Raw genomic sequence first — 24,053 nt, forward strand, 5'->3', positions numbered from 1 at the left:
AAGAGACGAAATCGTAAGGGACAGAAGAGAAAGGAAACGCTATGAGTCTTCTGGATGCACACATTCCGCAGTTGGTGGCCTCGCAATCGGCGTTCAGCGCCAAGGCGGCCCTGATGCGCAGCACCATCCAGGGTGCCGAGCAGGAAGCGATGGCCGCCCAGGCGTTCCACCAGGGCGAGTCCTCGGCGGCGTTCCAGGCCGCACACGCCCGGTTCGTGGAGATGGCCGCGCGGATTAACACCCTGTTGGACATCGCCCAGGCCAATCTCGGCGACGCCGCGGGCACCTATGTAGCCGCTGATGCCGCGGCCGCGTCCGGCTACACCTCGTTCTGAGTTGACCACCACCGACCGCGAAAGGACTTGAGATGTCGCAGATTATGTACAACTACCCGGCGATGCTGAGCCACGCCGCCGACATGTCGGGCTACGCCGGCACCATGCAGGGTCTCGGCGCCGACATCGCCACCGAGCAGGCGGCACTGCAGAACGCCTGGCAGGGTGACACCGGGATGACCTACCAGGTCTGGCAGGCCCAGTGGAACCAGGCCATGGAGGCCTTGGTGCGCTCTTACCAGGCGATGGCGAGCACGCACGAAAACAACACCCTGGCGATGTTTGCCCGCGACACGGCCGAAGCCGCCAAGTGGGGCGGCTAGTCCACCCTCGATGAGTGTCGAGCCCAACGCCGTCGAGCTGACGGTCGAAAACGCGTGGTTCATCGCCGAAACCATTGGAGCAGGTAGCTTCCCGTGGGTTTTGGCGATCACCACGCCCTACCGTGACGCCGCGGAACGTGACGCGTTCTTCCAAGAGCAGAAGGACGAGTTGACCCGGATGGGTCTGATCGAGCCCGACGGGTCCGAAACGGGACGAGTGAATCCGGCGGTCGCCGCCTGGATCAAGTTGGTGTGTTTTCCCGACCAATGGCTGGATTTGCGCTACGTGGGTTCGGCCAGCGGTGCCGGCGAATTGCTGCGCGGAGTGGTCGCGCGGCGCGCCGGCACCACCGGCCGGTCTTCGATGACCGTCGTCGCGTTACGCAGCGCTCAGCTGGTCACGTTTACCGCCATGAACATCGACGATGCCCGGGCACTGGTTCCCGTCCTCGGTGTGGGTTTGGGCCAACGTCCGCCCGCGCAATTCGCGGAATTCAGCATGCCGGCGCGCGTGGGAGCCCGGGCCGACGAGCGGCTGCGCGCCGGTGCGCCGTTGGCCGAAGTCCTTGACTACCTGTGTATTCCGCAATCGGCACGCCCGGTGGTGGAATCCGTTTTCACCGGTCCGCGTGCGTACGTCGAGGTTGTCGCCGGCTGCCGTCGCGACGGGCAGCATGCCACCACCGAAGTCGGAATGAGCATCGTCGACACCACCGCGGGCCGGATCCTGGTCAGCCCGTCCCGCGCGTTCGACGGCGAATGGGTCTCGACGTTCGGTCCGGGAACCCCGTTCGCGATAGCCGTGGCGATCGAGCACTTGACCGCCTGCCTGCCCGACGGCCGCTGGTTCCCCAATCAGCGGCTGTCCCGAGACTTGTCCACCCAATACGCCTAAATCACAACGAGATAGAGAGAGAACACGATGTACCAGGCTGATTTGAGGGTCCGGTGACGTCCGGCGCCGTCATGCCCATCGTTCGCGTGGCCATCCTCGCGCACAGCAGGCTGACAGAAGTTGCCCTGCCCGCCGAGCTGCCGCTGCGCGAAGTCCTGCCCGCGGTGCAGCGATTGGTGGTCCCGACGGCCCAGGACGGCGACGGCGGTGACCCCGACGGTGCACCGCGCACCGGCGCGGTTACCCAACTGAGCCTGGCACCCATCGGGGGTGCGCCGTTCAGTCTGGGCGCCAGCCTGGACACCGTCGGCGTCGTCGACGGGGATCTGCTTGCGCTGCAACCAGTTCCGTCCGGCCCGGCCGCGCCCGGCATCGTCGAGGACATCGCCGACGCCGCGATGATCTTCTCGACATCCCGGCTCAAGCCCTGGGGCATCGCGCAGATCCAGCGCGGGGCGCTGCTCGCGGCGATCGCGGTGGCATTCTTGGCGACGGGCCTGGGAGTGACCTATCGCGTGGCCACCGGCGCGCTGGGCGGGCTGGTGGCGGTCAGCGTGATCGCCGCGGTGACCGCGATCGCGGGCTTGTTCGTCACGCTGCGGTCGGAACGCACCGGCATGGCGCTGTCGATGTCGGCGCTGGTGCCGATCGCCGCCGCCCTCGCGTTGGCGGTGCCCGGAAAGTTCGGGGCGGCACAGTTGGTGTTGGCTGCCGCCGGGGTGACCGCGTGGTCGTTGATCGTCCTGATGGCCCCGACCACCGAGCGGGAGCGCATCGTCGGTTTCTTCACCGCCGCCGCGGTGCTCGGGGCCGGGGTGTTGTTGGCCGCGGGCGCCGAATTGCTTTGGCGGCCACCGATACTGACCATCGGTGCCGGACTGATCGTGGCGGCCCTGCTGGTAATCATCGAGGCGGCGCAGCTTTCCGCACTGTGGGCGCGCTTCCCGCTACCGGTTATCCCGGCACCGGGTGACCCGACTCCGTCGGCGCCCGCACTGCGGGTGCTCGAAGACCTGCCGCGCCGGGTGCGCATCGGTGATGCCCACCAGAGCGGCTTCATCGCCGGTGCGGTGCTGCTCAGTGTCCTGGGATCGGTGGCCATCGCGCTGCGGCCCGAGTCGTTGAGCGGGTGGGGCTGGTACTTGCTGGCCGCCACCGCGGCGACCTCCGTGTTGCGGGCGCGCGTATGGGACTCGGCCGCGTGCAAGGCGTGGCTGCTGGCTCAGCCCTTCCTGGTGGCCGGCGTCCTGCTGGTGTTCTACGCCTCGACCGGCCGTTTCCTTGCCGCACTGATCGCGGCGGCGGTGCTGGTCGTGTTGATGCTGGCCTGGGCAGTGGTGGCGTTGAACCCGGCGATCGCCTCGCCGGAAACGTATTCGTTGCCGCTGCGCCGGCTGCTGGGCTTCGTTGCGACCGGTCTGGACGCTTCGCTGATTCCCGTCATCGCCTACCTTGTCGGTCTGTTCGCCTGGGTGCTCAATCGATGATTCGTGCCGGATTCGCCTGCCTCACCGCGGCGTTGGTTCTCTCACAGGCCATTGTGCCGTGGGGCTGTCCGCGGGCCTCGGCGATCGGCCAGCCGGTGGTCGACCCGGGCGTGCCGCCACCCAGCGGGGCCGCGGGACCGGTGCAGCCGATGGAGCAGCGCGGTCCGTGTGCGGTCTCGGGTGTCATCGGCGGGAGCGATCCCGCCGCCGTGACGCCGAGTCAGGCGATGCTGAATCTTCCTGCGGCATGGCAGTTTTCCCGCGGGGAGGGCCAGCTGGTGGCGGTGCTGGACACCGGTGTGCGGCCGGGGCCGCGGCTGCCGAATGTCGATCCCGGCGGGGATTTCGTGGAGACGACCGACGGGCTGACCGACTGCGACGGCCACGGCACGCTGGTCGCCGGCATCGTCGCCGGCCAGCCGTCCGGTGACGACGGCTTCTCGGGTGTGGCGCCCGCGGCCCGGGTGCTGGCGATCCGGACGGCGTCGGGCAAGTTTTCGCCACGCGCGCCGGGCGGCGATCCGATGGTCGCGCGGGTGTCCCTCGCGGTCGCGACGCTGGCGCGAGCGATCGTGCACGCAGCCGATCTCGGCGCCCGGGTGATCGACATCTCCGAGTTCACCTGCCTGGCCGCCGACCGGCCCGTCGACCAGGCCGCGCTCGGCGCGGCGATCCGCTTTGCCGCGGTGGATAAGGACGCGGTGATCGTGGCGGCCGCCGGCAACACCGGGTCTACCGGATCCGTCGGCGGCGGAATGTCCTGCGAGGCAAACCCGCTCACCGATCTGAGCCGCCCGGAGGATGCGCGGAACTGGGCCGGCGTCACGTCGGTGTCCATCCCGTCGTACTGGCAACCGTACGTGCTGTCGGTGGCTTCCCTGGCGGCCGACGGGCAGCCGTCGAAATTCACCATGTCCGGTCCGTGGGTGGGTGTCGCGGCTCCGGGCGAAAAGATCGTGTCGGTGAGCAATCGCGACGGTGGCGGTCTCGCCAACGGCCTGCCCGACGAACATGAGCAACTGAGTGCGCTGAGCGGCACCAGCTACGCGGCCGGTTACGTATCGGGCGTCGCGGCACTGGTCCGCAGCAAGTACCCCACCCTGCCCGCCTCGGAGGTGGTGCGCCGGATCACCGCGACCGCGCACAACGGCGCCCGGGCGCCGTCCAACGTCGTCGGCACCGGCAGTGTGGACCCGCTGGCGGCCCTGACCTGGGAACTGCCCCCGAGCACCGGGCCGGCCACGCCGGCGAAGCCGGTCGCCGTGCCCCCGGCGCCGGCGCCGAAAGACAACACCGGCCGGACCGTCGCGTTCGCCGGGACTGCCGTGCTGGCATTGATCGTGGCGGCGGTTGCCGCCGCGACCGCGATCACCGCCGCGCGTCGACGGAAGGAGACCACCTCGTGAGCCCGATCCCGATTCCGGGGAGCGCCCGAATCACCTTGGCGGCGTTGGCGATAGTGCCCGCGGCGCTGGCCTATCCCTGGCACTCGACGCGCGACTACTGGCTGCTCGGCATCGCCGTGGTGGCGGTGATCGTGTTGTTCGGCTGGTGGCGCGGACTACATTTCACCACGATCCTGCGGCGGCGGCTGGCCATCATGAGCCGTCGTTCCAACCAGACCGACGCGGCCGACCCGCAATCCGTCGTCGCCGCGAAGACGACCGCGCTGGTGCGGCTCGGGCCGTCCAGCGCCGACGGCGCGGTGCTGCCGCTGGAGCTGATCGCCCGGTACCTCGATCGGTACGGCCTCCGCGCCGACAAGGTCCGAATCACCAGCCGGGACAACGCATCCGATGCCGCGCGGCGCGAGACGTGGATCGGTATCACGGTGTCGGCCACCGACAACCTGCCGGCGCTGCAGGCGCGGTCTCCGCGCATCCCGCTGTACGAGACCGCCCGGGTCACCGCGCGCCGGCTCGCCGACCATCTTCGCGAGATCGGTTGGGAGGCAAACACTGTCGCGGCCGACGACGTGCCGCGTTGGCTGACTGCCAATGCCCGCGAGAGCTGGCGTGCGGTGCAACGGGGTAACTCGGATTTCGTCGCCGCATACCAGATCGTCGTCGACGCGGGCCTGCCCGCGACGCTGGAGGCCATCCGGTCGCATCCGGCCCGCGAGACGTGCACCGCACTCGAGATCGCCGGGACGCGCTCGGGTGACCAGCACACGGTCGCGGCCGCGTGCGCCTTCCTCACGGACGCGCCGCCGGACGGCGCCCCGCCGGTGGCCGGACTCATCCCGCAACGCGGCAACCAGGCACCGGCGCTGGCAGCGCTGGATCTGCTGTCCACGCAACGCCTGGACGGTCACATCGCCCCGCCCGCCGACCTGCTGGCGAGTCTCGATTGGCCGACGCCGGTCACCGGTGCCCACCGCGCGGCGCGGACCGAGGCGGCTAATTCAGCATGAACCCGTTCAGGAAACTGGTCATCCGGCGCAGGTAGTCCAGCTGGCTGGTGTGCAGCACGTGACTGCCCGGAAACCAGTGCAGCGCACAGCGATCCCAGTGCTCCCAAAGCATGACCTCCTGCCCCGGCGGGGCCATCCGGTCGGCGAGGCCGGTGATGATCATCCGCCGGTCCCGGGGAAGCTGCGGCCGGTAGTTCAGTGGGCAGTGGTAGGCCAGTCCAGCGTCTAGTTCGTCGCGGTTGATGCCGGACATCGCGAGCCCCAGTCCGACCAGCTTGTTGGCCGGGAACCACTGGTCGAACATCGTCGCCGGCGTGACCACCGGACAGTTGGGAATGACGGCGTCCAATCGGTCGTCGACGGAGGCCACTAGCGCGCTGGTATAGCCGCCCAGCGAAAGTCCGGTCAGCGCAATGCGGTCGACACCGGTGTGACGCAAATAGTCCACGATAGACCGGAAGTCGTGCACGGCCTGGGCCATCGCTTCGGCGAACCCGCTGAGCCCGCCGGCGAAGAAACCGAAACCGCTGAACGGGAAGCACTTTTCGGCACGCTGACCGTGGAACGGCAAGGTGTACAGCAGCACGTCGTAGCCGGACCGGTAATACCACGGCTTCGAGAAGAAGCGGCCGTTGGCCAGATACGACGATCCCATGAAGGCGTGGATCACGCACAGCGTCGGACGCGGGCCGTCGTCATGGCGCCAATGCTGGGCCCGCGCGATGTTGTTGGACCGCCAGCCATTCCACCGGTCGCGCATCGCGGGGTTGATCGCCGAGAAGCTACTGGGGAACGAGATGTTCTCGACGGTGCCGCGGGCGATCCACCTCGCGATCCGGCCCGCGGGCCGCGACGAGACCCGCGGCAGTTCGGTGGGCGCCGGAAACGACTTCACCGGATCATGCTCGGCGCCCAACTCGGCGTAGAACTCCAGGTTGTCGCGTGCGCTGCCGGACTCGGTGTGGCGCAACGCGGTGGCTACCACGACCGGTGCCGCCGTCGCGGCCAACAGCGACAACACCCAGGTGCGCAGCGCGATATCACCGGCCGCCGAGGCCGCGACCACCCTGCGTTCGTGCGGCGACAACGCCGAGAGCGGGGGCAATCCGTCCGCGCCGGGCGGCACGTCGGCACCGGGAACGTCGGGAACCGGGACGGGCGGATCGATCGGGTCGGTGTCGGGCCCCACGAATGCCGATGCTAGCCCGCGCGAGCGGGGTTCGCGGCGGATTGCGGGACCGGTGGGGCGGCGCGGGGACGTCATGCGGTAATACGGTTTTCTATAGCGCCGACCAGCCGCGGCGTCGATCAGGAGGACCGACATGTGGGACCCAGACGTCTACCTGGCATTTGCGGACCATCGCAGTCGCCCGTTTTACGACTTGCTCTCGAGAGTGGGGGCCGAGCGGGCGCGCCGGGTGGTGGACCTCGGCTGCGGACCCGGCAACTTGACGAAGCACCTCGAGAAGCGCTGGCCCGGCGCGGCCATCGAGGCGATGGACACCTCGCCGGAGATGGTGGCCGCCGCCCGGGAACGCGGTATCGATGCCTCGGTCAGCGACCTGCGGGACTGGAAGCCGAAACCCGATACCGATGTGGTGGTCAGCAACGCCGCCCTGCATTGGGTTCCCGAGCACGCGGACCTGCTGGTCCGGTGGGCTGGCCAACTGCCGGACCGATCGTGGATCGCGGTCCAGATTCCGGGTAACTTCGAAACCCCGTCGCATGCGGCCGTGCGGGCCGTCGCACGCCGTGAGCATTATGCAAAGACGTTGAAAGACATACCGTTCCGGGTCGGGGCGGTGGTGCAGCCGCCGGCGCACTACGCCAATCTACTGATGGATGCCGGTTGCCGGGTCGACGCCTGGGAGACGACATACCTGCACCAGCTGACCGGGGAACATCCAGTGCTGGAATGGATTACCGGCACGGCGCTGGTCCCGGTGCGCGAGCGGCTGGACGACGCGGGCTTAAAGCAGTTCCGTGACGAGCTCATCCCGCTGCTGGACGACGCCTACCCGCCCCGGGCCGACGGCACGACGATCTTCCCGTTCCGGCGGGTGTTCATCGTCGCCCAGGTCGGCGGCGCCGCCCGCGGTTAGCGCTACTCTTCGACGCCGCGGTCGGCGGCGATCGCCGAGCGACTGGTCGGGGTGGTCTGGTGGATCTGCAGATACGTTTCGGTGTAGCGCGTCGCGATGCGGGTGCCGGCGAAGTCCGACGGGATGACGTCCCCGGTGCGCTGGCGCCAATCATTAAGTCGCACCGCCAAATCGGCGGCGATCGCATCCATTCCCGGATCGCCGTCGGCCAGCAGATTCGTGGTCTCAGTGGGATCGGTTCGCAGGTCGTAGAGTTCGCGCTCCGGACGCGGAAATTTGACGAACGGCGCCACCACCACGCCCGAGGGACTCTCCTCGATATCCCACGGCAGGTCCAGTAGCGGGCGCGGCACGTAGTTCTCGATGTAGCTGTATTCCTTTGTGCGGATTGCCCGAATCGGATCGAACGAGTCGTGGTAGGTCTTCATCGTGTACACCTGCTCACGGACCGGATCGGCCGGGGTCTCGGGCGCCAGCAGGGCATGCGCGTGCGAGACGCCTTCGATCTCGCCGGGCACCTCGAGGCCGAGCAGCTCGAGCAACGTCGGGACCAGGTCGACACCGCTGAACAGCTCCTCGTACACCCGAGGCGCCGCCGCCCGCCCGGTGGGCGGGCGGATGAGCAAGGCGATGCCGGTCCCGGCATCGTACAGGGTGGATTTCGCGCGTGGGAAGGCCGGGCCGTGATCGGTGAAGAACACCACCCAGGTGCTGGCATCCAGACCCGTCTTGGCCAGCGTGTCCAGCATCCGCCCCACCGCGGCGTCGGCGGTGGCGATCGCGCCGTAGAAGTCCGCGAGATCGCCGCGCACTTCCGGGACGTCCGGCAGGTAGTCGGGCAGCTCGACCGTCGTGCTGTCGGCCGGCTGGTAGCGGTCCCGCGGGTAGGGCCGGTGGGTTTCGAAGAATCCCGCCGTCAGCAGGAACGGTCGTCCACCCCGCGCCGTGGCCTCGTTGCGCAGCCACTCCTGGACCTTCTCCACCACGTAGTCGCAGTAGGAGTTCGACACGTCGAACTCGTCGAACCCCAGCCGTTTCGGGTAAGACGTCTCGTGCTGCATACCGAAAAGCGCTGAATACCAGCCTGATTCGGAGAGAATCTGGGGTAGGGTCTGGACGCCGGCGCGGTATTCCCAGCCGTGGTGGGCCAAGTCGACGAGGCCGTTGCTTTGCGGATAGCGGCCGGTGAACACCGACCCCCGCGACGGTGTGCACAGTGGCGTGGGCGCGGGTGAACAGGATGCTCTGGCCGGCAAGTTGGTCCAGGCGCGGGCTGCTGACGTCGTCGTGGCCGTAAGCACCGAGATAGCGCCCGAGGTCGTGCCAGTGCACGATCAGTACGTTGTCGCGGGTCATCTGCGTCCTCTCACCTTGCCTTGCGACCGGCGACGATACCCGCAGCGGCGTGCCTCCGCTTCGCCGAACGTGCTCTGAGGCTGGGATTTCGGCGATTTTTTCGCCACCAGAACACGTTCGGCGCCTGGCACGCCGACGTTGCCGGCGACCGCTGCGGGCGTCACACCGACGGGGCCGGCACGGGCTGACCGGGCGGCTTACCCCACTGGTTCTCGGAGACGAACTCCGACAGCGGTCGGGCATGGGTCCAGCCGTCGAGCTCGAGGGCCGGCCGATCCGGAAACTCGGGCACCGGGCCGACGCACAGGATGGCCACCGGCTCGGCATCGGCGGGCATTCCCAGCAGCTCGGCCAGCGGCTGAGGGTCGAACAGCGAGACCCAGCCGACCCCGAGGCCCTCGGCCCGCGCGGCCAGCCACAGGTTCTGGATCGCGCAGGACACCGACGCCAGATCCATCTGCGGCAGTGTGCGCCGGCCGAAGACGTGCACGTCGCGCTTGTCGGCCAGTGCCACCACCAGCAGCTCGGCGCACTCGAGGATGCCCTCGACCTTGAGCCGCAGAAATTCCGCGCCCCGTGGCCCCAGCGCCTCGGCGGTGCGCGGGCGTTCCTCGTCGACCAGGGCGTGGATGTCGCGGCGCAGCGCGTCGTCGGTGATCCGGATGAAGCGCCACGGCTGCATCAGCCCGACGCTGGGCGCGGCGTGCGCGGCCTGCAACAGGCGGGCCAGTACTTTTTCGGGCACCACGGCACCGGGCACGAACCGGCGCATGTCTCGCCGTTCGGCGATCACCCGGTACACGACGCGACGATCCTGTGAGCTGAACGCGTGTTCGCTCACAGCGTTGTCGGACTGCTCGTCCGGGGACAATGGCATTAGCGTCAATGTATCGCGCAGTCCCACAACACGACCAAGGGAGCGTGCAATGAAGTACTCCGACGTGCTCGACCAGCTGCCCACCGACGCTGACGGTCGGCGTGTCCGCGGCCAGCCGTTCGAGACCAGCGACGGTGCCACCGTAATCCTGGTCGATAAACCCGTGGGCGTCTTCGTCATCCGCGAGGGCAAGGCGTCCTGGGTGCCTGCCGTCGACGCCAACCGGGTCGCGCTGATCGGCGTGATCACCGGCCTGCTCGCGGCGGTCATCGGCAGCCTGGCGGTGCTGCGGCAGCCGCCGTGGCCGCTGATGACGTTTACCTGGGAACGGTGACGTCGGCCTGCGGAGTTCTGTTCCGCCAACATATTTCGGCGCGGCAATGCCGCAACCGAGGGGGCAATGGCCAAAGTACTACATTGTGTAGTAATCGTTGCTAACGTGGCATTCGGTTCCGCGCCGCTAATGTGAGACGTCGACTGGGCTGACTTTCCTCGTGGACACCGAAGGGCACGAACTTGTTTTCCCGCTCTCACCTGGCGCCGGCGGAGCCGTCTTGGTTCAGCCATGCGCTCGGTCAAAGGCCCGATCATTCTGATGTCGACGTCGACGGCTGCCGCATCTACCTGCGCACCTGGGGCGATCCCGAACAACCGCCGGTGGTGTTCGTCCACGGTGGCGCTGCGCACTCGGGCTGGTGGGACCACATCGCGCCGTTTTTCCCGTACCCATCGGGTGATCGCGCCGGATCTGTCCGGACACGGTGACAGCGGCACCCGCACCGGGTACGACCTGGAAACCTGGGCAACCGAAGTGATGGAGATCTTGCCGGCCGCCGGGGTCTCGGGCCGGCCCACGATCGTCGGCCACAGCATGGGTGGTTGGGTGGCGGCGACCGCGGCGATACTTAGTGGCGACGAGATCAACAGCGTCGTGGTGATCGACTCCCCGCTGCGCGACCGCGCACCCGAGGCGGAGCGGCTGCGCAACTGCAAACGCAAGGAATACGGGTCGCGCGAGGAAATCCTGGCGCGACCCGCGCCGGTGCCCCCGCAGGAATTGGTGCTGCCCTACGTCGCCAAGCACATCGCCGCCGAGTCGATACGCAAGGCCGGCAAGAAATGGGTCTGGAAATTTGACCCGACAATTTTCGACGGTGATTTTCTCGAGCCAGAACCCGCCGACGAAGAGTCGTTAGAGACCATGATCGCCCGAATGCATTGCCGCATTGGGTATCTGAGCTGTGAAGCCGGATTGGCATCCGCTGCCATGGGCGAGCGGCTACGCTTCATCTTCCAGCTCAGGGGGCCCTTCGTAGAGCTGGCCGAAGCGGGCCATCATCCCATGCTCGATCAACCGCTCCCGCTGGTCGCGACGCTGCGCACCCTACTCGAATTCTGGTCGATCACCTAGGGGGCCGGGCGCTGGCTCCGGGTACGGGCGGCAGGTCTCGGGCGGTCAACACCGTGTCGAGCGCCCGCGCAACCACGGGTGAGAAAGCTCGTGGAGGACGCGGCGATGCGCCGGCCCGGTCACGGGGAATAGGTGACGCCGACCGCGCGGACTATGCAGTCCGGTGCCATGTCGAACGTCAACGATCGCCGCGGTAGCCTGCTGAGCGCATCGGCCGGAATGGCGGCCTTGTAGAGCAGCGTCAGTTCGCCGGTGAACTTCTCGTCGACCCGTGCGACGTCGACGTTGACCTCCAACCCCGCCGACGAGATCTCGCCCTTCGCCGCGCCGGTCCGCGTGGCATCCCAGGGCGCGTCGACGGTGACGCCGGCCATCTTCGGCAGCATCGACAGCGTCGCGAGCACGCGATGCCGGATGAGTGCCAGTGAGCCGGTGTAGTAGGCGACGCTGTGCGGCAACCGCACACCGGGGATGGCGCCGCTGAACCGCCTGGTCACCGGGACGTAGTCGGCGAGGTAGAGCAGGCCTTCCGCCTCGATCTGAGCGTGCAGATCGTCGGGGAGCTTGCCGATGCCGAGCAATCTGCGGACAACAACCGCCATGACGCCAGTATGACGCGGACGCTGCCCCCGGGCCGCCCGAGTGTGGGCCCTGCGGAGACGTGCGGACGTCCCCCCACGCTCGCCGCGCTGGGCGCCCTGGTATCGCTTAGGGGTGATTCGCCCACGGCCGTCGATGGATGTCTATGCCGCGCTGGCGGCCGTGCCGGTCTACGCGCTGATCTGGGTGGGGTACCGCCAGGACTGGGGCTGGCTGCATTGCCTCGACTGGTCGATGTTGAACGCCTCGCACGACACCGCGGTCAAGCATCCGGCGTGGCTGCGCTTCTGGGAGGTGCTGACGAACGTGCTGGGGCCGGTCCCACTGCGGGTGCTGGACACGGTGGCGGCGGTGGCGGCGTTGGCGTGGCGCAACGGGCGCGCGGCGCTGCTGCTGTCGGCCTGCGGGCTGTTCAACGGATTGGTGACGCAGGCCGCGAAGGCGCTGGCGGATCGGCCGCGACCGTCGACCATGCTGGTGCCCATTGCCCAGACGTCGTTTCCGTCGGGGCACGCGCTGGAGACGACGGCCTCGCTGCTCGCCCTGCTGGCCTTTGTGGTTCCGATGAATGAGTGCGACGATGGGTCGCGCCGCGGCCGCGGTAAGCGCGGTGATTCTTGTGCTGGTGGGGTTTTCGCGCGTCGCCTTGAACGTGCATTACCCGTCCGACGTGGTCGCCGGCTGGGCACTGGGATACCTCTACGTGCTGCTGTGCCTGGCGGTGTTTCGTCCTAAACCGCTGCCGCGGTGGGCTTTTCGTTGAGCACGGCGCCGTGACCCAACCGGGACTAAAGCTTGACTTGACCCTGAGGTTGGCGGCGCCCGACGATGGATCGCATGCGCCGATTGCTAGCTTCGCTGTGTGCTGTGGCGTGCTGCGCGTGGGTATCGCTTGTGCTCGCGCCGACGGGAAGTGCCGCGCCGACGGGCAACCCATTGGCCGGTACGCCCTGGTTCGCGAACCAGGTTGGCAATGCCACACAAGTGGTTTCGGTCGTCAGCACCGGCGGCTCCAACGCGACGATCGACATCTACCAACGCACCACTGCCGGCTGGCAGGCGCTGCGGACCGGCGTACCGACGCACGTCGGGTCGGCAGGGATGGCACCGCAGGCCCGTAGCGGCGTGCCCGCCACCCCGACCGGGGTCTACAGCCTCGATGCCGCCTTCGGCACCGCGCCGAATCCCGGTACCGGGCTGCCCTACACCCAGGTCACCGGTCCCAATTTTTGGTGGAGCGGCGACGACCACAGCCCCACGTTCAACTCCATGCAGGTGTGCCAGAAGGCACAGTGCCCGTTCAACACCGCCGAGAGCGAGAACCTGCAAATCCCGCAGTACAAGCACGCGGTGGTGATGGGCGTCAACAAGAACAAGACCCCCGGCGGTGGCGCCGCGTTCTTCTTCCACACCACCGACGGCCAACCCACCGAGGGTTGCGTCGCGGTCGACGATGCTCAGCTTGTGTCGATCATGAAATGGCTGCGCCCCGGCGCGGTCATCGCGATCACCAAGTAGTTAGTTCGGCGATTGCGCGGCCCGGCTTGAGCGTGAAGTTCATGCCCTCCAACGACATTGTGGCGTCGTAGGTTCGGTCGTAGCCGGTGCCGCAGATCTTCCAGCCGCCGTCGGTGCGCCGGTAGGTGTCGCGGTAGAAGGCCGCGCCGATCAGCATGAAATTGAGGTCGGCGACGATCACGCGATCCTGCAGATACCAACTGCCCGTTGCGGTGTCGCCGTCGACGACGATGTCCGGATGCGTCACCCGATGTTCGGTGATCACGTTCGCCGGCAACGACGTCCGCATGTACTCGACCAAGTCGGCACGGTTGGTGAAGTGCAACTCGTTGCCGATCGACGGCCCGTAGTCGGCCTTGATGTCCTCGGCCAGGGTCTCGGCGAAGTCGTCCCAATGCTTGGTGTCCAGTGCGCGCAGATAGCGGTATTTGACTTGCTTGATGGCTTCGATATCGGCCAAATCGTCGAGGGTCATCCCGTCATTGCAGCACACGGGTTTCCGCCACCCTCTATCGGACCGGTTGCGACGCCGAGGCTTAAACCATGGCGAGTTCGCACGGCGTGTCGTGTGCACGGTTTAGGTGTCGCGGGAGCGCGGAGCCTCATCCCGTCATTGCAGCACCCGGGTGACCATGTCGATCAGGGCCCGTCGCTCCAGGCTCCAATCGATGGTCGTCCCGGTGACCATCTGGGCCAGCACCACACCGCGTAGCGTTGCCCAAATCACCTCGGCCACACCCGCTTTCGCGGGATCGGCGGTGATCAGCCGGCCGAGCTGGGCGATCGCGGAGTTCATTTCGAGCAGGTGCCGCCGCGAGGAATCGCCGAGGCTGCCCCGGGTTGCCCGCAGGATTTCGAACGCGGCCATCGACGTCGGGCTGCTGTAGCAACTCCACGCGGTGTCGATGACGACTTCGATGCGCTGTTGCGGCGGTAGCTCGCTGACGTCGGCCGACGACAAGCTCGCGATCAGCCGGTCGACCCCGTCGTCGACGACCGCCATCAGCAGGCCGTTGCGATCGCCGAAGTGGTACTGGATGACGCCCCACGTGACGCCGGCGCGTTCGGCCACATGCTTGGCGGTGGCGGCGGCGAAACCTTCCTCCTGAATGCAGCGCACGGTCTCGTCGATGATCTTGGCCCGGGTGTCGTCGCCACGTTTGCGTGGCGCACTGGTGCGCCGGGTCGGGTTGACCGAACGCGCCGGTGTCTGGCCTGTGGCAATGGACATTGTTGACTTTATAACATAGTCAGGTCTATTTTTGGGGCGTGAGCAGCCCCTCGCGATACGCCCAACTGTCCCGTGCCGAGCTGGCCGCGCTGGTTCCCGAACTGCTGCTGATCGGGCAACTGATCGACCGATCCGGAATGGCCTGGTGCATTTCCTCGTTCGGCCGCGAGGAGATGGTGCAGATCGCGATCGAGGAGTGGGCGGGTGCCAGCCCGATCTACACCCGGCGCATGCAAGAGGCGCTGAACTACGTGGGCACCGACGTGCCCACCATCTTCAAGGGCCTGCAGCTCGACATCGGCGCCCCGCCGCAATTCATGGATTTCCGCTACACCGTGCACGACCGGTGGCACGGCGAATTCCACCTGGACCACTGCGGCGCGCTGCTCGACGTGGAGCCGATGGGTGAACAGTACGTGTTCGGGATGTGCCGCACCATCGAGGACCCGACGTTCGACGCGACCGCGGTGGCGACCAACGCCAAGGCTCAGGTGCGCCCGATCCACCGCCCGCCGCGGACGCCGGCCGACCGGCAGCCGCACTGCGCGTGGACCGTCGTGATCGACGAGTCTCATCCCGAGGTGCAGGGCATTCCCGCGCTGGACGTCGTCCGCCAAACCCGCGCTGCGACTTGGCAACTCGATCTCATCGATCCCTCCGACGAGGGGCAGGCAGATTACTCGGGTCCGCTGCTGTCCGATTTCGACTTTGCCGCCTTCTCCCATTCGGCGTTGGTCCGGATGGCCGACGAGGTCTGCCTGCAGATGCATCTGCTGTATCTGTCCTTTGCGATCGCGGTGGCCGCACGCGCTGCCGACGAGGCCGAGGCTGTCTCGGTGTGCACCAAGGGCCTCATCGGCATCGCGGGCCTGGCCGCCGAACGCCTTCACCGTGCGCTGAAACTCCCCGGCGGGATCGCAGGCGTGCTGAAGGTCTTGGAGTTGCACCCGCTGCTGAACCCGGCGGGTTATGTCGCCGCGGAGCTGGAGTGCAACCGGCTGCACGTGTACCCGTCGCCGGCGCACGACGACGGGGCCTGGATCTCGTTGTGCTCACCGGAATCCGTGGGACCGGTGCAGGCGATCACCACGGCGGTCGATCCGCGCCTGCGAGTCCGAGTTAGCGGAACTGCTGACGACTGGACGGCCGAGCTAATCGAAACCGACACTGACGCCGAGGAACTGCCCGAGGTTTCGGTGGTCCGGGTCAGTGGTGGAGCCACTTTCCAGTTCGAGCCGAGGCGTTCGCTGCCGTTGACCGCGGTCTGACGCGCGGCTTTTTGTCAAGGGGTTTGCGGTACCACTTCGGTGACACAACCGCATCGAGCGGATACCAATGACGTTGTGAAGCATCGGCTTTGCGCGTGTCCGCGGCTATCGTTAACGCTGGCCACCGACCCCTATAGACGAAAGTATTCGCTCTATGTACGACCCACTTGGGTTGTCGATCGGAACCACCAACCTGGTCGCAGCGCGTGACGGAAGCCCTCCGGTTTCACGTCGGGCGGTACTAACGCTGTACCCGCACTGCGCACCGAAAGTTGGTCTACCCGAACAGGACCCGAAGCTCACCGAGCCCGGCATGTTGATGAGCGGGTTCGTCGAACGCGTCGGCGATTCGGTGGCGCTGGTGTCCGGCGATGGTTCGGCTCACGATCCCGACCTTTTGATGGTCGAGGCGCTGGACGCGATGGTGTTGGCCGCCGGTGCGGACGCGGGGTCCTCGGAGATCTCGATCGCCGTTCCGTCGTATTGGAAACCCGCTACCGCGCAGGCATTACGCAACGGACTGCGCACGCATCTGGGCTTCGTGCGAAGCGGTATGGCGCCGCGGCTGGTGTCGGATACGATCGCGTCGCTGACGGCGGCGAACGCCGAGCTGTGCCTTGCCGCGACCGGAGTCGTCGGGTTGCTCGATTTCGGCGGCTCGGGAACCTCGGCCACCCTGGTGGACCTGGCGGGCGATTTCAAACCGCTGAGCGCCACAATGCGTTACACGGATTTTTCAGGCGACGAGATCGACGCGGCATTGTTGCTGTGCGTGTTCGAGGAGCTGGGGCATGGCAGTGGCATCGACCCGGCCAGCACCGCCGCGGTCGGACAGCTCGCCCGGCTGCGCGAGCAGTGTCGCACCGCCAAAGAACAGTTATCCACCGAACGCACAACCGAATTCGTGGCCGAACTCGGCGGACGCCGGGCCACCATGAAGTTCACCCGCGACGAGCTGGGCGATTTGATCCAGGACCGGCTGACCGGGTTCATCTACGCGTTCGACGACATGCTGTGCCGGCACCGCAAGAGCTGGAGCGACCTATCCGCGGTGATCACCGTCGGCGGTGTTGCCAGCATTCCTCTTGTCAACGAACGGCTTTCGGTGCACAGCCGCCGACCGGTCATGTCGCCGGCCAAACCCGCATTCGCGTCCGCCTCCGGCGCGCTGCTGTTGGCCGCGCGCGGGGAAGAACTCGACTTGCGCACCCGCACGTCGATCGGTTTGCTCGCCGCCTCGTCAGGCGCCGACATCATCGAACTGCCCGCCGGCGACCTGTTGGTGATCGGCGAGGAAGCGCTCACCGATCGCGAATTGGCCTGGTCGCAAACCGAATACCCCGGTGACATCCGGGTGCCATACACCCCCGAGGCCTTTGACGAAGACAACAACCCCAGTGGTTGGTCGATGCGGTTGAACGTCATCGACCTACCCCGGGAGCGCGCGTGGCGCCGGGTACGGCTGTCGCAGTTGGTCGTCGGGATGTTCGCGCTGGTGGCCATGACCGCGATCGGCGGCGTGGCGTACACGCTGACGGGCATCGAGAACCGCCAGGCGCCGCCGCTGCCGTCGGTGGCACCCGTCCCGTTGCCACCGGTCAGCACGCTGGTGCCCAGTCCGGTCCCGCCCACGGCGGTGCCGCCGCCCACTGCCGCGCCGGCGCCGAGTACGGCGCCGCCCCCGCCGCCCGCACCGGAACCGTCGCCGTCTCCGCCGCCCCCCGTTGTGGTGACCACTCAGCCTCCGCCGGTGCACACCACCCACCGGCCGCCGCCGCCGACGACGACCCCGACGACCCCGCCCACACCGTCGCCGACGACGGCGATGACGACCCCGACTACCGAGCCGCCGCCGCCGTCGACGACCACGCCGCCGCCGACCACCTCGACGACGGTGCCCATGACCACGCAATGGATCCACGTTCCACTGCTGCCGGTCCCGATCCCGATCCAGGTGCCGGCCAGTCAGGCACCGGCGAACCCGGCCCCGCAATACCCGGCCGAACAATATCCCGGGGAGTATCCGGGGGGCGGCTATCCCCCCAGCGGCGGCGGGTACTCGCAGAACCCGTTCCTGGGCCCCGGCTATTAGCGGTGGCATCGGCTGGGAGCAAACTCCGTGGCGCATCCTCGCGCGCGGGCGCACACTGGGCGTTAACGCTACGAGCTGCTAGGAGGCCACGTGGGCGAGCACGGTGCATTCGGGTTCGATCCCGAGGAGTTCGATCGGGTGATCCGGGAGGGCAGCGAGGGATTGCGCGAGCTGTTCGAGCGGATCGGCCGGTTTGCCGCGGCTCCGGGCGGCCGGACGGGCTTTTCGGCATTCTTCGACGACCTGTCCCGGCGGTCCCGGCCCGGCCCGGAAACCGCTGGTGAGGCCGGTGACGGCGTGTGGGCGATCTACACCGTGGACGCCGCGGGCAGCGCCCATGTCGAACAGGTGTATGCCAGCGAGCTCGACGCGCTGCGGGCGAACAAGAACAACGTCGACCCGAAGCGCAAGGTGCGTTTTCTGCCGTACGGCATTGCGGTCAGCGTCCTCGACGACGATGCGGAAGAGCAAACCTAGGTTGCCGATTGCCGGGCGTTCCCACTAACAGGGATTCCGCTTAGGGTTTCAGATGTGACGCCAGCGTCGTCGGTGTGCCAGGTGAGCGGCTCCGAGCCGCGTCAGGATGCGCGTTTCTGCGATGCCTGCGGCAGTCCACTGGCGCCGGCGGCCGAGCCCGCCGAGTACAAGCAGGTGACCGTCCTGTTCGCGGATGTGGTGCGGTCGATGGACATCGCCGCGGCGTTGGGCCCCGAGCGGCTGCGGGAGGTGATGACCGAGCTCGTCGACCGGTCGGCGACCGTGGTCCAACGATACGGCGGCACCGTCGACAAGTTGACCGGCGACGGCATCATGGCGCTATTCGGAGCGCCAATTACGTTGGAAGAACATGCTTTTCGCGCCTGCTTGGCCGCGCTGGAAATCCAGGAGGTGGTCCGCGAACTGGCGGTCGAAGTGGGCCGCCGGGACGGGATCGACCTGCCGTTGCGGGTCGGGCTGAACTCCGGCCAGGTGATCACCGGCGAGGTCGGCGCGACTCATCTGGGCTACACCGCGGTGGGCGAACAGGTCGGCATGGCCCAGCGGATGGAAACGGTGGCGCCGCCGGGCGGCATCATGCTCAGCGAGTCCACCGCGCGGCTCGTCGAGGACCGCGCCGTGCTGGGCGAGCCCGAGACCGTGCACATCAAGGGTTTCGCCACCGCCGTGCCGGCCCGGCGACTGCTAGCCGCCGACGGTGAGCGCCGCAAGGCGCGCCACCAGTCCCGCCTGGTCGGCCGGCAGTCGGAGAAGGACGCCGTCGCGCAACTGCTGGAGCAGGCCAGCCGCGGTGCCGGAGCCGTGATCACGGTGACCGGCCGCCCGGGCGTGGGCAAGACCCGGCTGGTCCGTGAATCGTTGGCGATCGCCCGCAGTGCCGGGTTCGAGGTGTCGGTCACCTACTGCGAATCCCATATCCGCGAGATTCCGTTCCAGGTGATCTCCCGGCTGCTGCGCAAGGTCTTCGGCCTGGGTGGGCTCACCCTTGAGGTGGCGAGGGCCCGGGTGCGCGCCGAAATCCCGGCGGCGAGCAACGAGGATCTGGTGCTGCTCGACGACCTGCTCGGCATCCGCGACCCCGACATGCCCTGTCCGGACATCACCCCGGACGCCCGGCGTCGCCGGCTGGTCGACCTGATCAACACGATTTCGCTGGTGCGGCCCGACTCCGCGGTCTACGTCATCGACGACGCCCAGTGGATCGACAGTGTCAGCGAATCGCTGCTCACCGAATTCGCCGCGGCGATACCGGGAATGCGCGCGGCGCCGCTCGTCGTCTATCGACCCGAATACTCGGGGCCGTTGGCGCATATCTCGGGCGCCCACGCGTTCACCCTTGAGTCCCTGTGTGATTCGCATATCACCGAGTTGATCAACGAGCTGCTGGGGGCTGACCCGTCGGTGGCCGGATTGCCGACGGTGATCGCAGACCGGGCGGCCGACCTGCCGTTCGCCGCCGAGGAGATCGTGCGTGATCTCGCCGAGCGGGGCGAGCTCGAGGGTGCGCCCGGCGCCTACGTGTGCGTGCGCGAAGTTCGCGAAATACACGTTCCGGCAACGCTTCAGGGCATTATCGGGGCGCGCATCGATCGGCTCAACGCCACCGCGAAGCGCACCCTGCGAGGCGGCGCTGGTCGAGCAGGTCGGCTTCACACCGCACGAGACGTACGCCTTCTGCCATCCGCTGATCCAGGCGATGAATCCCAGTTGAAGGCCGGCAGAGCCGAATTGCACCGACGGGTGGCGGCGGTGCTGCAGCGCACCTACGGCGAGTTCACCGGCCAGGAGGCCTCGATCGTCGCCACGCAGTACGCGGCGGCCGGGGATTTGCGGGAGGCCTACGAGTGGTACATGCAGGCCGGTACTTGGTACGGCGGACGGGATATCCGCGCCGCCCGGGCAAGTTGGCAACAGGCGCAGCGCTTCGCCGACCGGCTCCCCGAAGACCACCACGACCGGCTGGCCATGCGGATCGCGCCGCGAGCCCTGCTGTGCGGCAGCGTGTTTCAGATGGGTGGCACGCCCGAAGAGACCGGATACGACGAATTGCGCACGCTCACAACGCAGGCAGGTGACAAGCGGTCGTTGGCCGTCGGCATGGCGGGCCACCTCACCACGCTGACGTTCAACTCCAAGCATCGATAAGCCGCCGCGATGGCGATGGAGTTCGCCACCCTCGTCGAGTCGATCGGCGACCCGGTGATGACGGCCGGTCTGTTCTATGCCGCCGCACAGGCCAAATGGGAGGTCGGCGAGGCGACCGAATGCCTGCAGTTGGCCCAACGGATCATCGACGTCGCCCGCGGCGATCCGACCATGGGGAACTTCGTAATCGGCTCCCCGCTGGCCTGGGCGATCACGTTGAAGGGCGCGGCCGGAATGTTTTTGGGCTGGCCGGGCTGGCGACGGGACCTCGAGGAGGGCATCGCGATGGCCCGCTCGTTCGACCCGACCACCCACCCGTTCGCGCAGCTCTACAAATATGCCGCCGCGGTGCAGAACGGCGGGGTGCTGCCCACCGCCGAAGACGTGGCACAGACGGCCGAGTCGCTGGAGATCGCCCAACGCTCCGGCGACAACGCCGCATTGGCGTACGCGCTGGTCAATCGCGCCAACGCGCTCATCCACTGCAACGACGAAACGGCGGGGGAGGGCTTCGAATACCTGGCCAAGGCGCGCGAGATGCTCGTCGACGAGAAGCTGATCGTCGCGATCCGCCGCATGACCGACGCCGAAATCGCCCGCGGGCGTGCCAGATCCGGCGACTTGGACGGCGCCATCGACCTGGTTACCCGGATTCTCAACGCGCAGTTCGACGCCGGGACGATGATGTTCCGGGCCCCCGCCACCACCGTGCTGGTCGAGACACTGCTGGCCCGCGGCGCCCCCGGCGATGTCGAGGCCGCCGAGCGTGCGATCGACAGGCTGGCAGACGTCCCGACCGAGCCGGGATTCGTGCTCCACGAACTCCCGGTGCTGCGGTTGCGGGCGCTACTGGCCCGAGTCCATGGCGACGAGTCCGGCTATCGGCAGTTCCTGCAACGCTTTCGGGCCAGGGCGCAAGACGTCGGATTCGAAGGCTACGTGGCGCTTGCCGACGCGATGGACGCCGACTGACGCGTCAGCCCTGCGCGATCACGTTGTCGACGCCGGAGTTGGAGATCTTCGGTGCGCCCGAGTGAAACGTCACCCGGTTGTTCATCCCCGATGCTTCGATGGTGTCGGCGGCATCGACGGTGACCGAGTTCTTCATGCCGGTCACTGTCAGGCTCGCGCAGTGGCCGGTGATCACGATCGTGTTGTTGATCCCGCTGACGGTGACGTCGTTGTCGTTGCACGTGATCGTCTTGTTCTCGTCGATGCCGGATACGTCGAGCGGCGCGCCCTGCGGCGGCATGGCCGACGTCGAGGGAGCCGAACTGGAGGTCGAACTCGTCGCGCTGGTCGAGGGCCGCGGACTGCGCGTAGTGGCGCGGTGGCTTCGTCACCGGCGTGGTCGTGACCTCCGAGGAGATGATCGACCGGACAGTGGAAAGTTGGTGTGCGGCAAAGGCTGCGATGACACCCGCGAGCACCAGCACGGCGATGACGATGATGGTGCCCACAATCCACCAGGTGCGGTTGCCCGACGGTTTGGGCGAAGGCCCGCCGTAGGGGCCGCCGAAGCCGTACATCGGCGGTGGCGGCGGCGCCGAGCCGTAGGACGGCGGCGGCACGGGGCCAGGGGGCGGTGGCGGGTAGCCGGGGCTGTCTCCCAATTCGGAAGCGCGTGCGGTCTCCGCCAGGGGCCGCTCCAGGTCCCGAATTCTTTTTCCGGGTCATCCTGCGATTCCATGGACAGATGCTCCTATCAGACGGCGTCAAATGGGTAGTTTCAGCAGCGTACCCGACATGCCGAATCGCCAGATCCTCCTTCGTCGTCGCCCGACCGGGCTGGTCGCGCCCGATGACACCGAGCTGATCACCCGGCCGGCGCCCGAGCCCGGCGACGGTGAAGCGCTGGTCCGAACCACCTACGTCGGGTTCGACGCGGCCGTCCGGACCTGGCTGAACGACCAGCCGAGCTACCTTCCGCCGGTGCAGCTCGGCGACGTGATCACCACGCTCACCGGTTTCCAGGAATACGTGATCATTCGCGACGACGTGTTCAGCACGCCCATCCCCGGCGAGGACGACCAGCTCGCGATCATGTCTGTGTACGGCCCGACCGGTGCCACCGCCTACTTCGGCATGACCGACATCGGTAGGCCCAAGTCCGGTGAGACGGCGGTGGTCTCGGCCGCGGCGAGCGCGACCGGATCGGTGGCCGGGCAGATCGCCAAGATCGCCGGCGCCCTGGTGGTGGGCATCGCGGGCGGGCCGGAAAAGTGCCGGGCGGTGGTCGAGGACTTCGGTTTCGACGCGTGCATCGACTACAAGAACGAGGACGTGTCCGCCGCGCTCAAGCAGCATTGCCCGAAGCGCGTCGACGTCTACTTCGACAACGTCGGCGGGCCGATCCTCGATGCGGTGCTCGGCCGGCTCGCCAACAACGCCCGCGTCGTGCTCTGCGGCGTCATTTCCAGCTATCTGACCGGCGAGCACCCGGGACCGGCCAACTACGTGAACCTGCTGTCGAAGACCGCGCTGATGCAGGGATTCAACGCACTCGACCAATGGGGCCGCTTCGACGAAACCTTTGCCTCCCTGCGTCAATGGGAAGCCGAAGGCCGGATCAAGCACTGCCAGACCATCTTTGAGGGCATCGAGTCGTGCGTCGACGCCCTCAACGGGTTGTTCACCGGGGCCAACATCGGCAAGACGTTGGTCAAGATCAGCGAGCCCTCGACCTAAGGCGCTGATGCCCGACGGATCAGGCGACTGTGCGTGCAGGGCTTGAATGTGCGCCCACGGCGGCCTCGCCGGCGCCCACGGCGCTGCGCGCACGCACAGCGCCGTGGGCGCACACTCGCCCCGGTGTCAGTCCTCGCCGAGAACGCGGTGCAGCGTCTTCTTGGCCTCGGTCAGGGCTTCCAGCACCTTAGTCCGGGTCTCGGCAAGCTGTTGTTTCTGCTCGTCGGTGCCCGTCCAGGCGATCGTGCGGGCCAGTCCCGCGATCTCGAACAGCGTGCGACGAATCTTGAAGACGTCGCCGAACTGACCCGCGCGCTTGAGGAAAGCGTGGGCGGTCTCGCTGCTGACGCCGCGCCACTGCAGCAGGTTCTGGCCGAACTCGGTCAACGTCGCCACACCGTTGTCGACGGTCACCACGCCACGGCCGTCGAGCAGGCCGATGGCCAGCTCCGCGATCTCCTGCGGAGGGGTGAGCGCCCCGTCGGTCGCGTCGGACACTCGCTGCACGATTTGCGCGGCATCAGCCGGCCCGTCGAGCAACAGCGCCGCGGTCACAAACGCCGCGCGCTTGAGTGGCGGACGACCACCGGGACCGAGACCCGGGCCGCCGGGCCCGTCATGACCCCAACCGTGCTTGCCCCAGCCGCCCCCGAAACCGAAGCCGGGACCCCCGAAACCGAAGCCGCAGAAGCCGGGGCCACCGAAACCGCCCCCGAAAGCGCCGGGCCGCCGAACAATCCGTTACCAGACATCCTTGTCATTCCTTTCCATATCGGACCATTGAGCTCCTTGATACCACCGACTCCGGCAATGT

Annotated in this window: 21 protein-coding genes and 4 pseudogenes; 17 read left to right on the plus strand and 8 right to left on the minus strand. The window is 67.6% G+C overall.

Going from position 1 to position 24,053, the window contains the following annotated elements; all coding sequences use genetic code 11:
- Positions 1–41: 41 nt before the first annotated feature.
- The 6 genes from T428_RS0111005 (at position 42) to eccE (ending at position 5,453) form a co-directional block, all read left to right on the plus strand.
- The gene (locus T428_RS0111005; protein WP_025736522.1) at positions 42–335 is read left to right on the plus strand and encodes a WXG100 family type VII secretion target; all 294 of its coding nucleotides are present in this window, start codon (positions 42–44) and stop codon (positions 333–335) included.
- A 32-nt stretch (positions 336–367) separates the two neighbouring features.
- Complete coding sequence (locus tag T428_RS0111010; protein ID WP_025736523.1) at positions 368–658, plus strand: WXG100 family type VII secretion target; 291 nt, start codon at positions 368–370, stop codon at positions 656–658.
- Between the two features lie 10 nt (positions 659–668).
- Entirely contained in the window at positions 669–1,553 is an 885-nt protein-coding gene (locus T428_RS0111015; RefSeq protein WP_025736524.1) for an ESX secretion-associated protein EspG, read from the plus strand.
- Between the two features lie 71 nt (positions 1,554–1,624).
- Positions 1,625–3,040 carry a type VII secretion integral membrane protein EccD gene (gene eccD, locus T428_RS0111020; protein ID WP_156942943.1) on the plus strand — a complete coding sequence of 472 codons (1,416 nt, stop codon included), beginning with the start codon at positions 1,625–1,627 and terminating at the stop codon, positions 3,038–3,040.
- Positions 3,037–4,446, plus strand: a complete 1,410-nt coding sequence (mycP, locus tag T428_RS0111025; protein WP_025736526.1) for a type VII secretion-associated serine protease mycosin — start codon at positions 3,037–3,039, stop codon at positions 4,444–4,446. The genes eccD and mycP overlap by 4 nt, the downstream gene beginning before the upstream one ends.
- Entirely contained in the window at positions 4,443–5,453 is a 1,011-nt protein-coding gene (gene eccE, locus T428_RS0111030) for a type VII secretion protein EccE (RefSeq protein WP_025736527.1), read from the plus strand. Before mycP ends, eccE begins: the two co-directional genes overlap by 4 nt.
- Here eccE and T428_RS0111035 read toward each other — a convergent pair.
- Positions 5,440–6,642 (minus strand): alpha/beta hydrolase family protein, encoded by a 1,203-nt coding sequence (locus T428_RS0111035; RefSeq protein WP_025736528.1) that lies wholly within the window; start codon positions 6,640–6,642, stop codon positions 5,440–5,442. The genes eccE and T428_RS0111035 overlap by 14 nt on opposite strands.
- A 133-nt stretch (positions 6,643–6,775) precedes the next feature.
- Here T428_RS0111035 and T428_RS0111040 point away from each other — a divergent pair, with 133 nt between their 5' ends.
- A complete protein-coding gene (locus T428_RS0111040) occupies positions 6,776–7,555 on the plus strand; it encodes a trans-aconitate 2-methyltransferase (protein WP_025736529.1) in 780 nt (259 codons plus the stop codon).
- Positions 7,556–7,557: 2 nt separating this feature from the next.
- On the opposite strand, the pseudogene T428_RS27270 reads toward T428_RS0111040, so the two are convergent.
- Positions 7,558–8,911: pseudogene (locus tag T428_RS27270) on the minus strand (sulfatase family protein).
- 160 nt (positions 8,912–9,071) lie between these two features.
- Complete coding sequence (gene bluB / locus T428_RS0111050; protein WP_051465208.1) at positions 9,072–9,788, minus strand: 5,6-dimethylbenzimidazole synthase; 717 nt, start codon at positions 9,786–9,788, stop codon at positions 9,072–9,074.
- A 49-nt stretch (positions 9,789–9,837) separates the two neighbouring features.
- Between bluB and T428_RS0111055 the strand changes: the two genes are divergently transcribed.
- Positions 9,838–10,122 (plus strand): hypothetical protein, encoded by a 285-nt coding sequence (locus T428_RS0111055; protein ID WP_025736531.1) that lies wholly within the window; start codon positions 9,838–9,840, stop codon positions 10,120–10,122.
- Positions 10,123–10,304: 182 nt separating this feature from the next.
- Positions 10,305–11,199, plus strand: a pseudogene (locus tag T428_RS27275) (alpha/beta fold hydrolase).
- A 119-nt stretch (positions 11,200–11,318) separates the two neighbouring features.
- Here T428_RS27275 and T428_RS0111065 read toward each other — a convergent pair.
- Complete coding sequence (locus tag T428_RS0111065) at positions 11,319–11,801, minus strand: hypothetical protein (protein ID WP_025736532.1); 483 nt, start codon at positions 11,799–11,801, stop codon at positions 11,319–11,321.
- A 112-nt stretch (positions 11,802–11,913) separates the two neighbouring features.
- Between T428_RS0111065 and T428_RS27280 the strand changes: the two are divergent.
- Positions 11,914–12,562: pseudogene (locus tag T428_RS27280) on the plus strand (phosphatase PAP2 family protein).
- A 74-nt stretch (positions 12,563–12,636) separates the two neighbouring features.
- Positions 12,637–13,317 (plus strand): L,D-transpeptidase family protein, encoded by a 681-nt coding sequence (locus tag T428_RS0111075; protein WP_025736533.1) that lies wholly within the window; start codon positions 12,637–12,639, stop codon positions 13,315–13,317.
- On the opposite strand, the gene T428_RS0111080 is transcribed toward T428_RS0111075, so the two are convergent.
- The gene (locus T428_RS0111080; protein WP_211243932.1) at positions 13,307–13,792 is read right to left on the minus strand and encodes a nuclear transport factor 2 family protein; all 486 of its coding nucleotides are present in this window, start codon (positions 13,790–13,792) and stop codon (positions 13,307–13,309) included. The two genes, T428_RS0111075 and T428_RS0111080, sit on opposite strands and share 11 nt — an antisense overlap.
- 135 nt (positions 13,793–13,927) lie before the next feature.
- Entirely contained in the window at positions 13,928–14,548 is a 621-nt protein-coding gene (locus tag T428_RS0111085) for a TetR/AcrR family transcriptional regulator (protein ID WP_025736535.1), read from the minus strand.
- Between the two features lie 38 nt (positions 14,549–14,586).
- On the opposite strand from T428_RS0111085, the gene T428_RS0111090 reads away from it, so the two are divergent.
- The 5 genes from T428_RS0111090 to T428_RS34420 all read left to right on the plus strand — a co-directional run bounded on the left by T428_RS0111090 (position 14,587) and on the right by T428_RS34420 (position 21,523).
- Positions 14,587–15,816, plus strand: a complete 1,230-nt coding sequence (locus T428_RS0111090; RefSeq protein ID WP_025736536.1) for a hypothetical protein — start codon at positions 14,587–14,589, stop codon at positions 15,814–15,816.
- 154 nt (positions 15,817–15,970) lie between these two features.
- Positions 15,971–17,908, plus strand: coding sequence for an Hsp70 family protein (locus tag T428_RS0111095; protein WP_025736537.1), 1,938 nt, complete (start codon positions 15,971–15,973; stop codon positions 17,906–17,908).
- 90 nt (positions 17,909–17,998) lie between these two features.
- Positions 17,999–18,385, plus strand: a complete 387-nt coding sequence (locus tag T428_RS0111100; protein ID WP_025736538.1) for a hypothetical protein — start codon at positions 17,999–18,001, stop codon at positions 18,383–18,385.
- 54 nt (positions 18,386–18,439) lie between these two features.
- Positions 18,440–20,551 (plus strand): adenylate/guanylate cyclase domain-containing protein, encoded by a 2,112-nt coding sequence (locus T428_RS34415; RefSeq protein ID WP_245604861.1) that lies wholly within the window; start codon positions 18,440–18,442, stop codon positions 20,549–20,551.
- A gap of 9 nt (positions 20,552–20,560) precedes the next feature.
- Positions 20,561–21,523, plus strand: a complete 963-nt coding sequence (locus tag T428_RS34420) for a hypothetical protein (RefSeq protein WP_025736539.1) — start codon at positions 20,561–20,563, stop codon at positions 21,521–21,523.
- Between the two features lie 4 nt (positions 21,524–21,527).
- Here the strand turns inward: T428_RS34420 and T428_RS27290 are convergent.
- Positions 21,528–22,241 (minus strand): annotated as a pseudogene (locus tag T428_RS27290) (DUF3060 domain-containing protein).
- Positions 22,242–22,270: 29 nt separating this feature from the next.
- On the opposite strand from T428_RS27290, the gene T428_RS0111120 reads away from it, so the two are divergent.
- Positions 22,271–23,239 (plus strand): NADP-dependent oxidoreductase, encoded by a 969-nt coding sequence (locus tag T428_RS0111120; protein WP_036467792.1) that lies wholly within the window; start codon positions 22,271–22,273, stop codon positions 23,237–23,239.
- Between the two features lie 126 nt (positions 23,240–23,365).
- Here the strand turns inward: T428_RS0111120 and T428_RS27295 are convergent, their stop codons facing one another.
- Entirely contained in the window at positions 23,366–23,977 is a 612-nt protein-coding gene (locus T428_RS27295; protein WP_036467794.1) for a hypothetical protein, read from the minus strand.
- Positions 23,978–24,053 lie beyond the last annotated feature (76 nt).

The sequence above is a fragment of the Mycobacterium genavense ATCC 51234 genome (assembly GCF_000526915.1).
In the GTDB taxonomy this organism is placed as follows: Bacteria; Actinomycetota; Actinomycetes; order Mycobacteriales; family Mycobacteriaceae; genus Mycobacterium; species Mycobacterium genavense.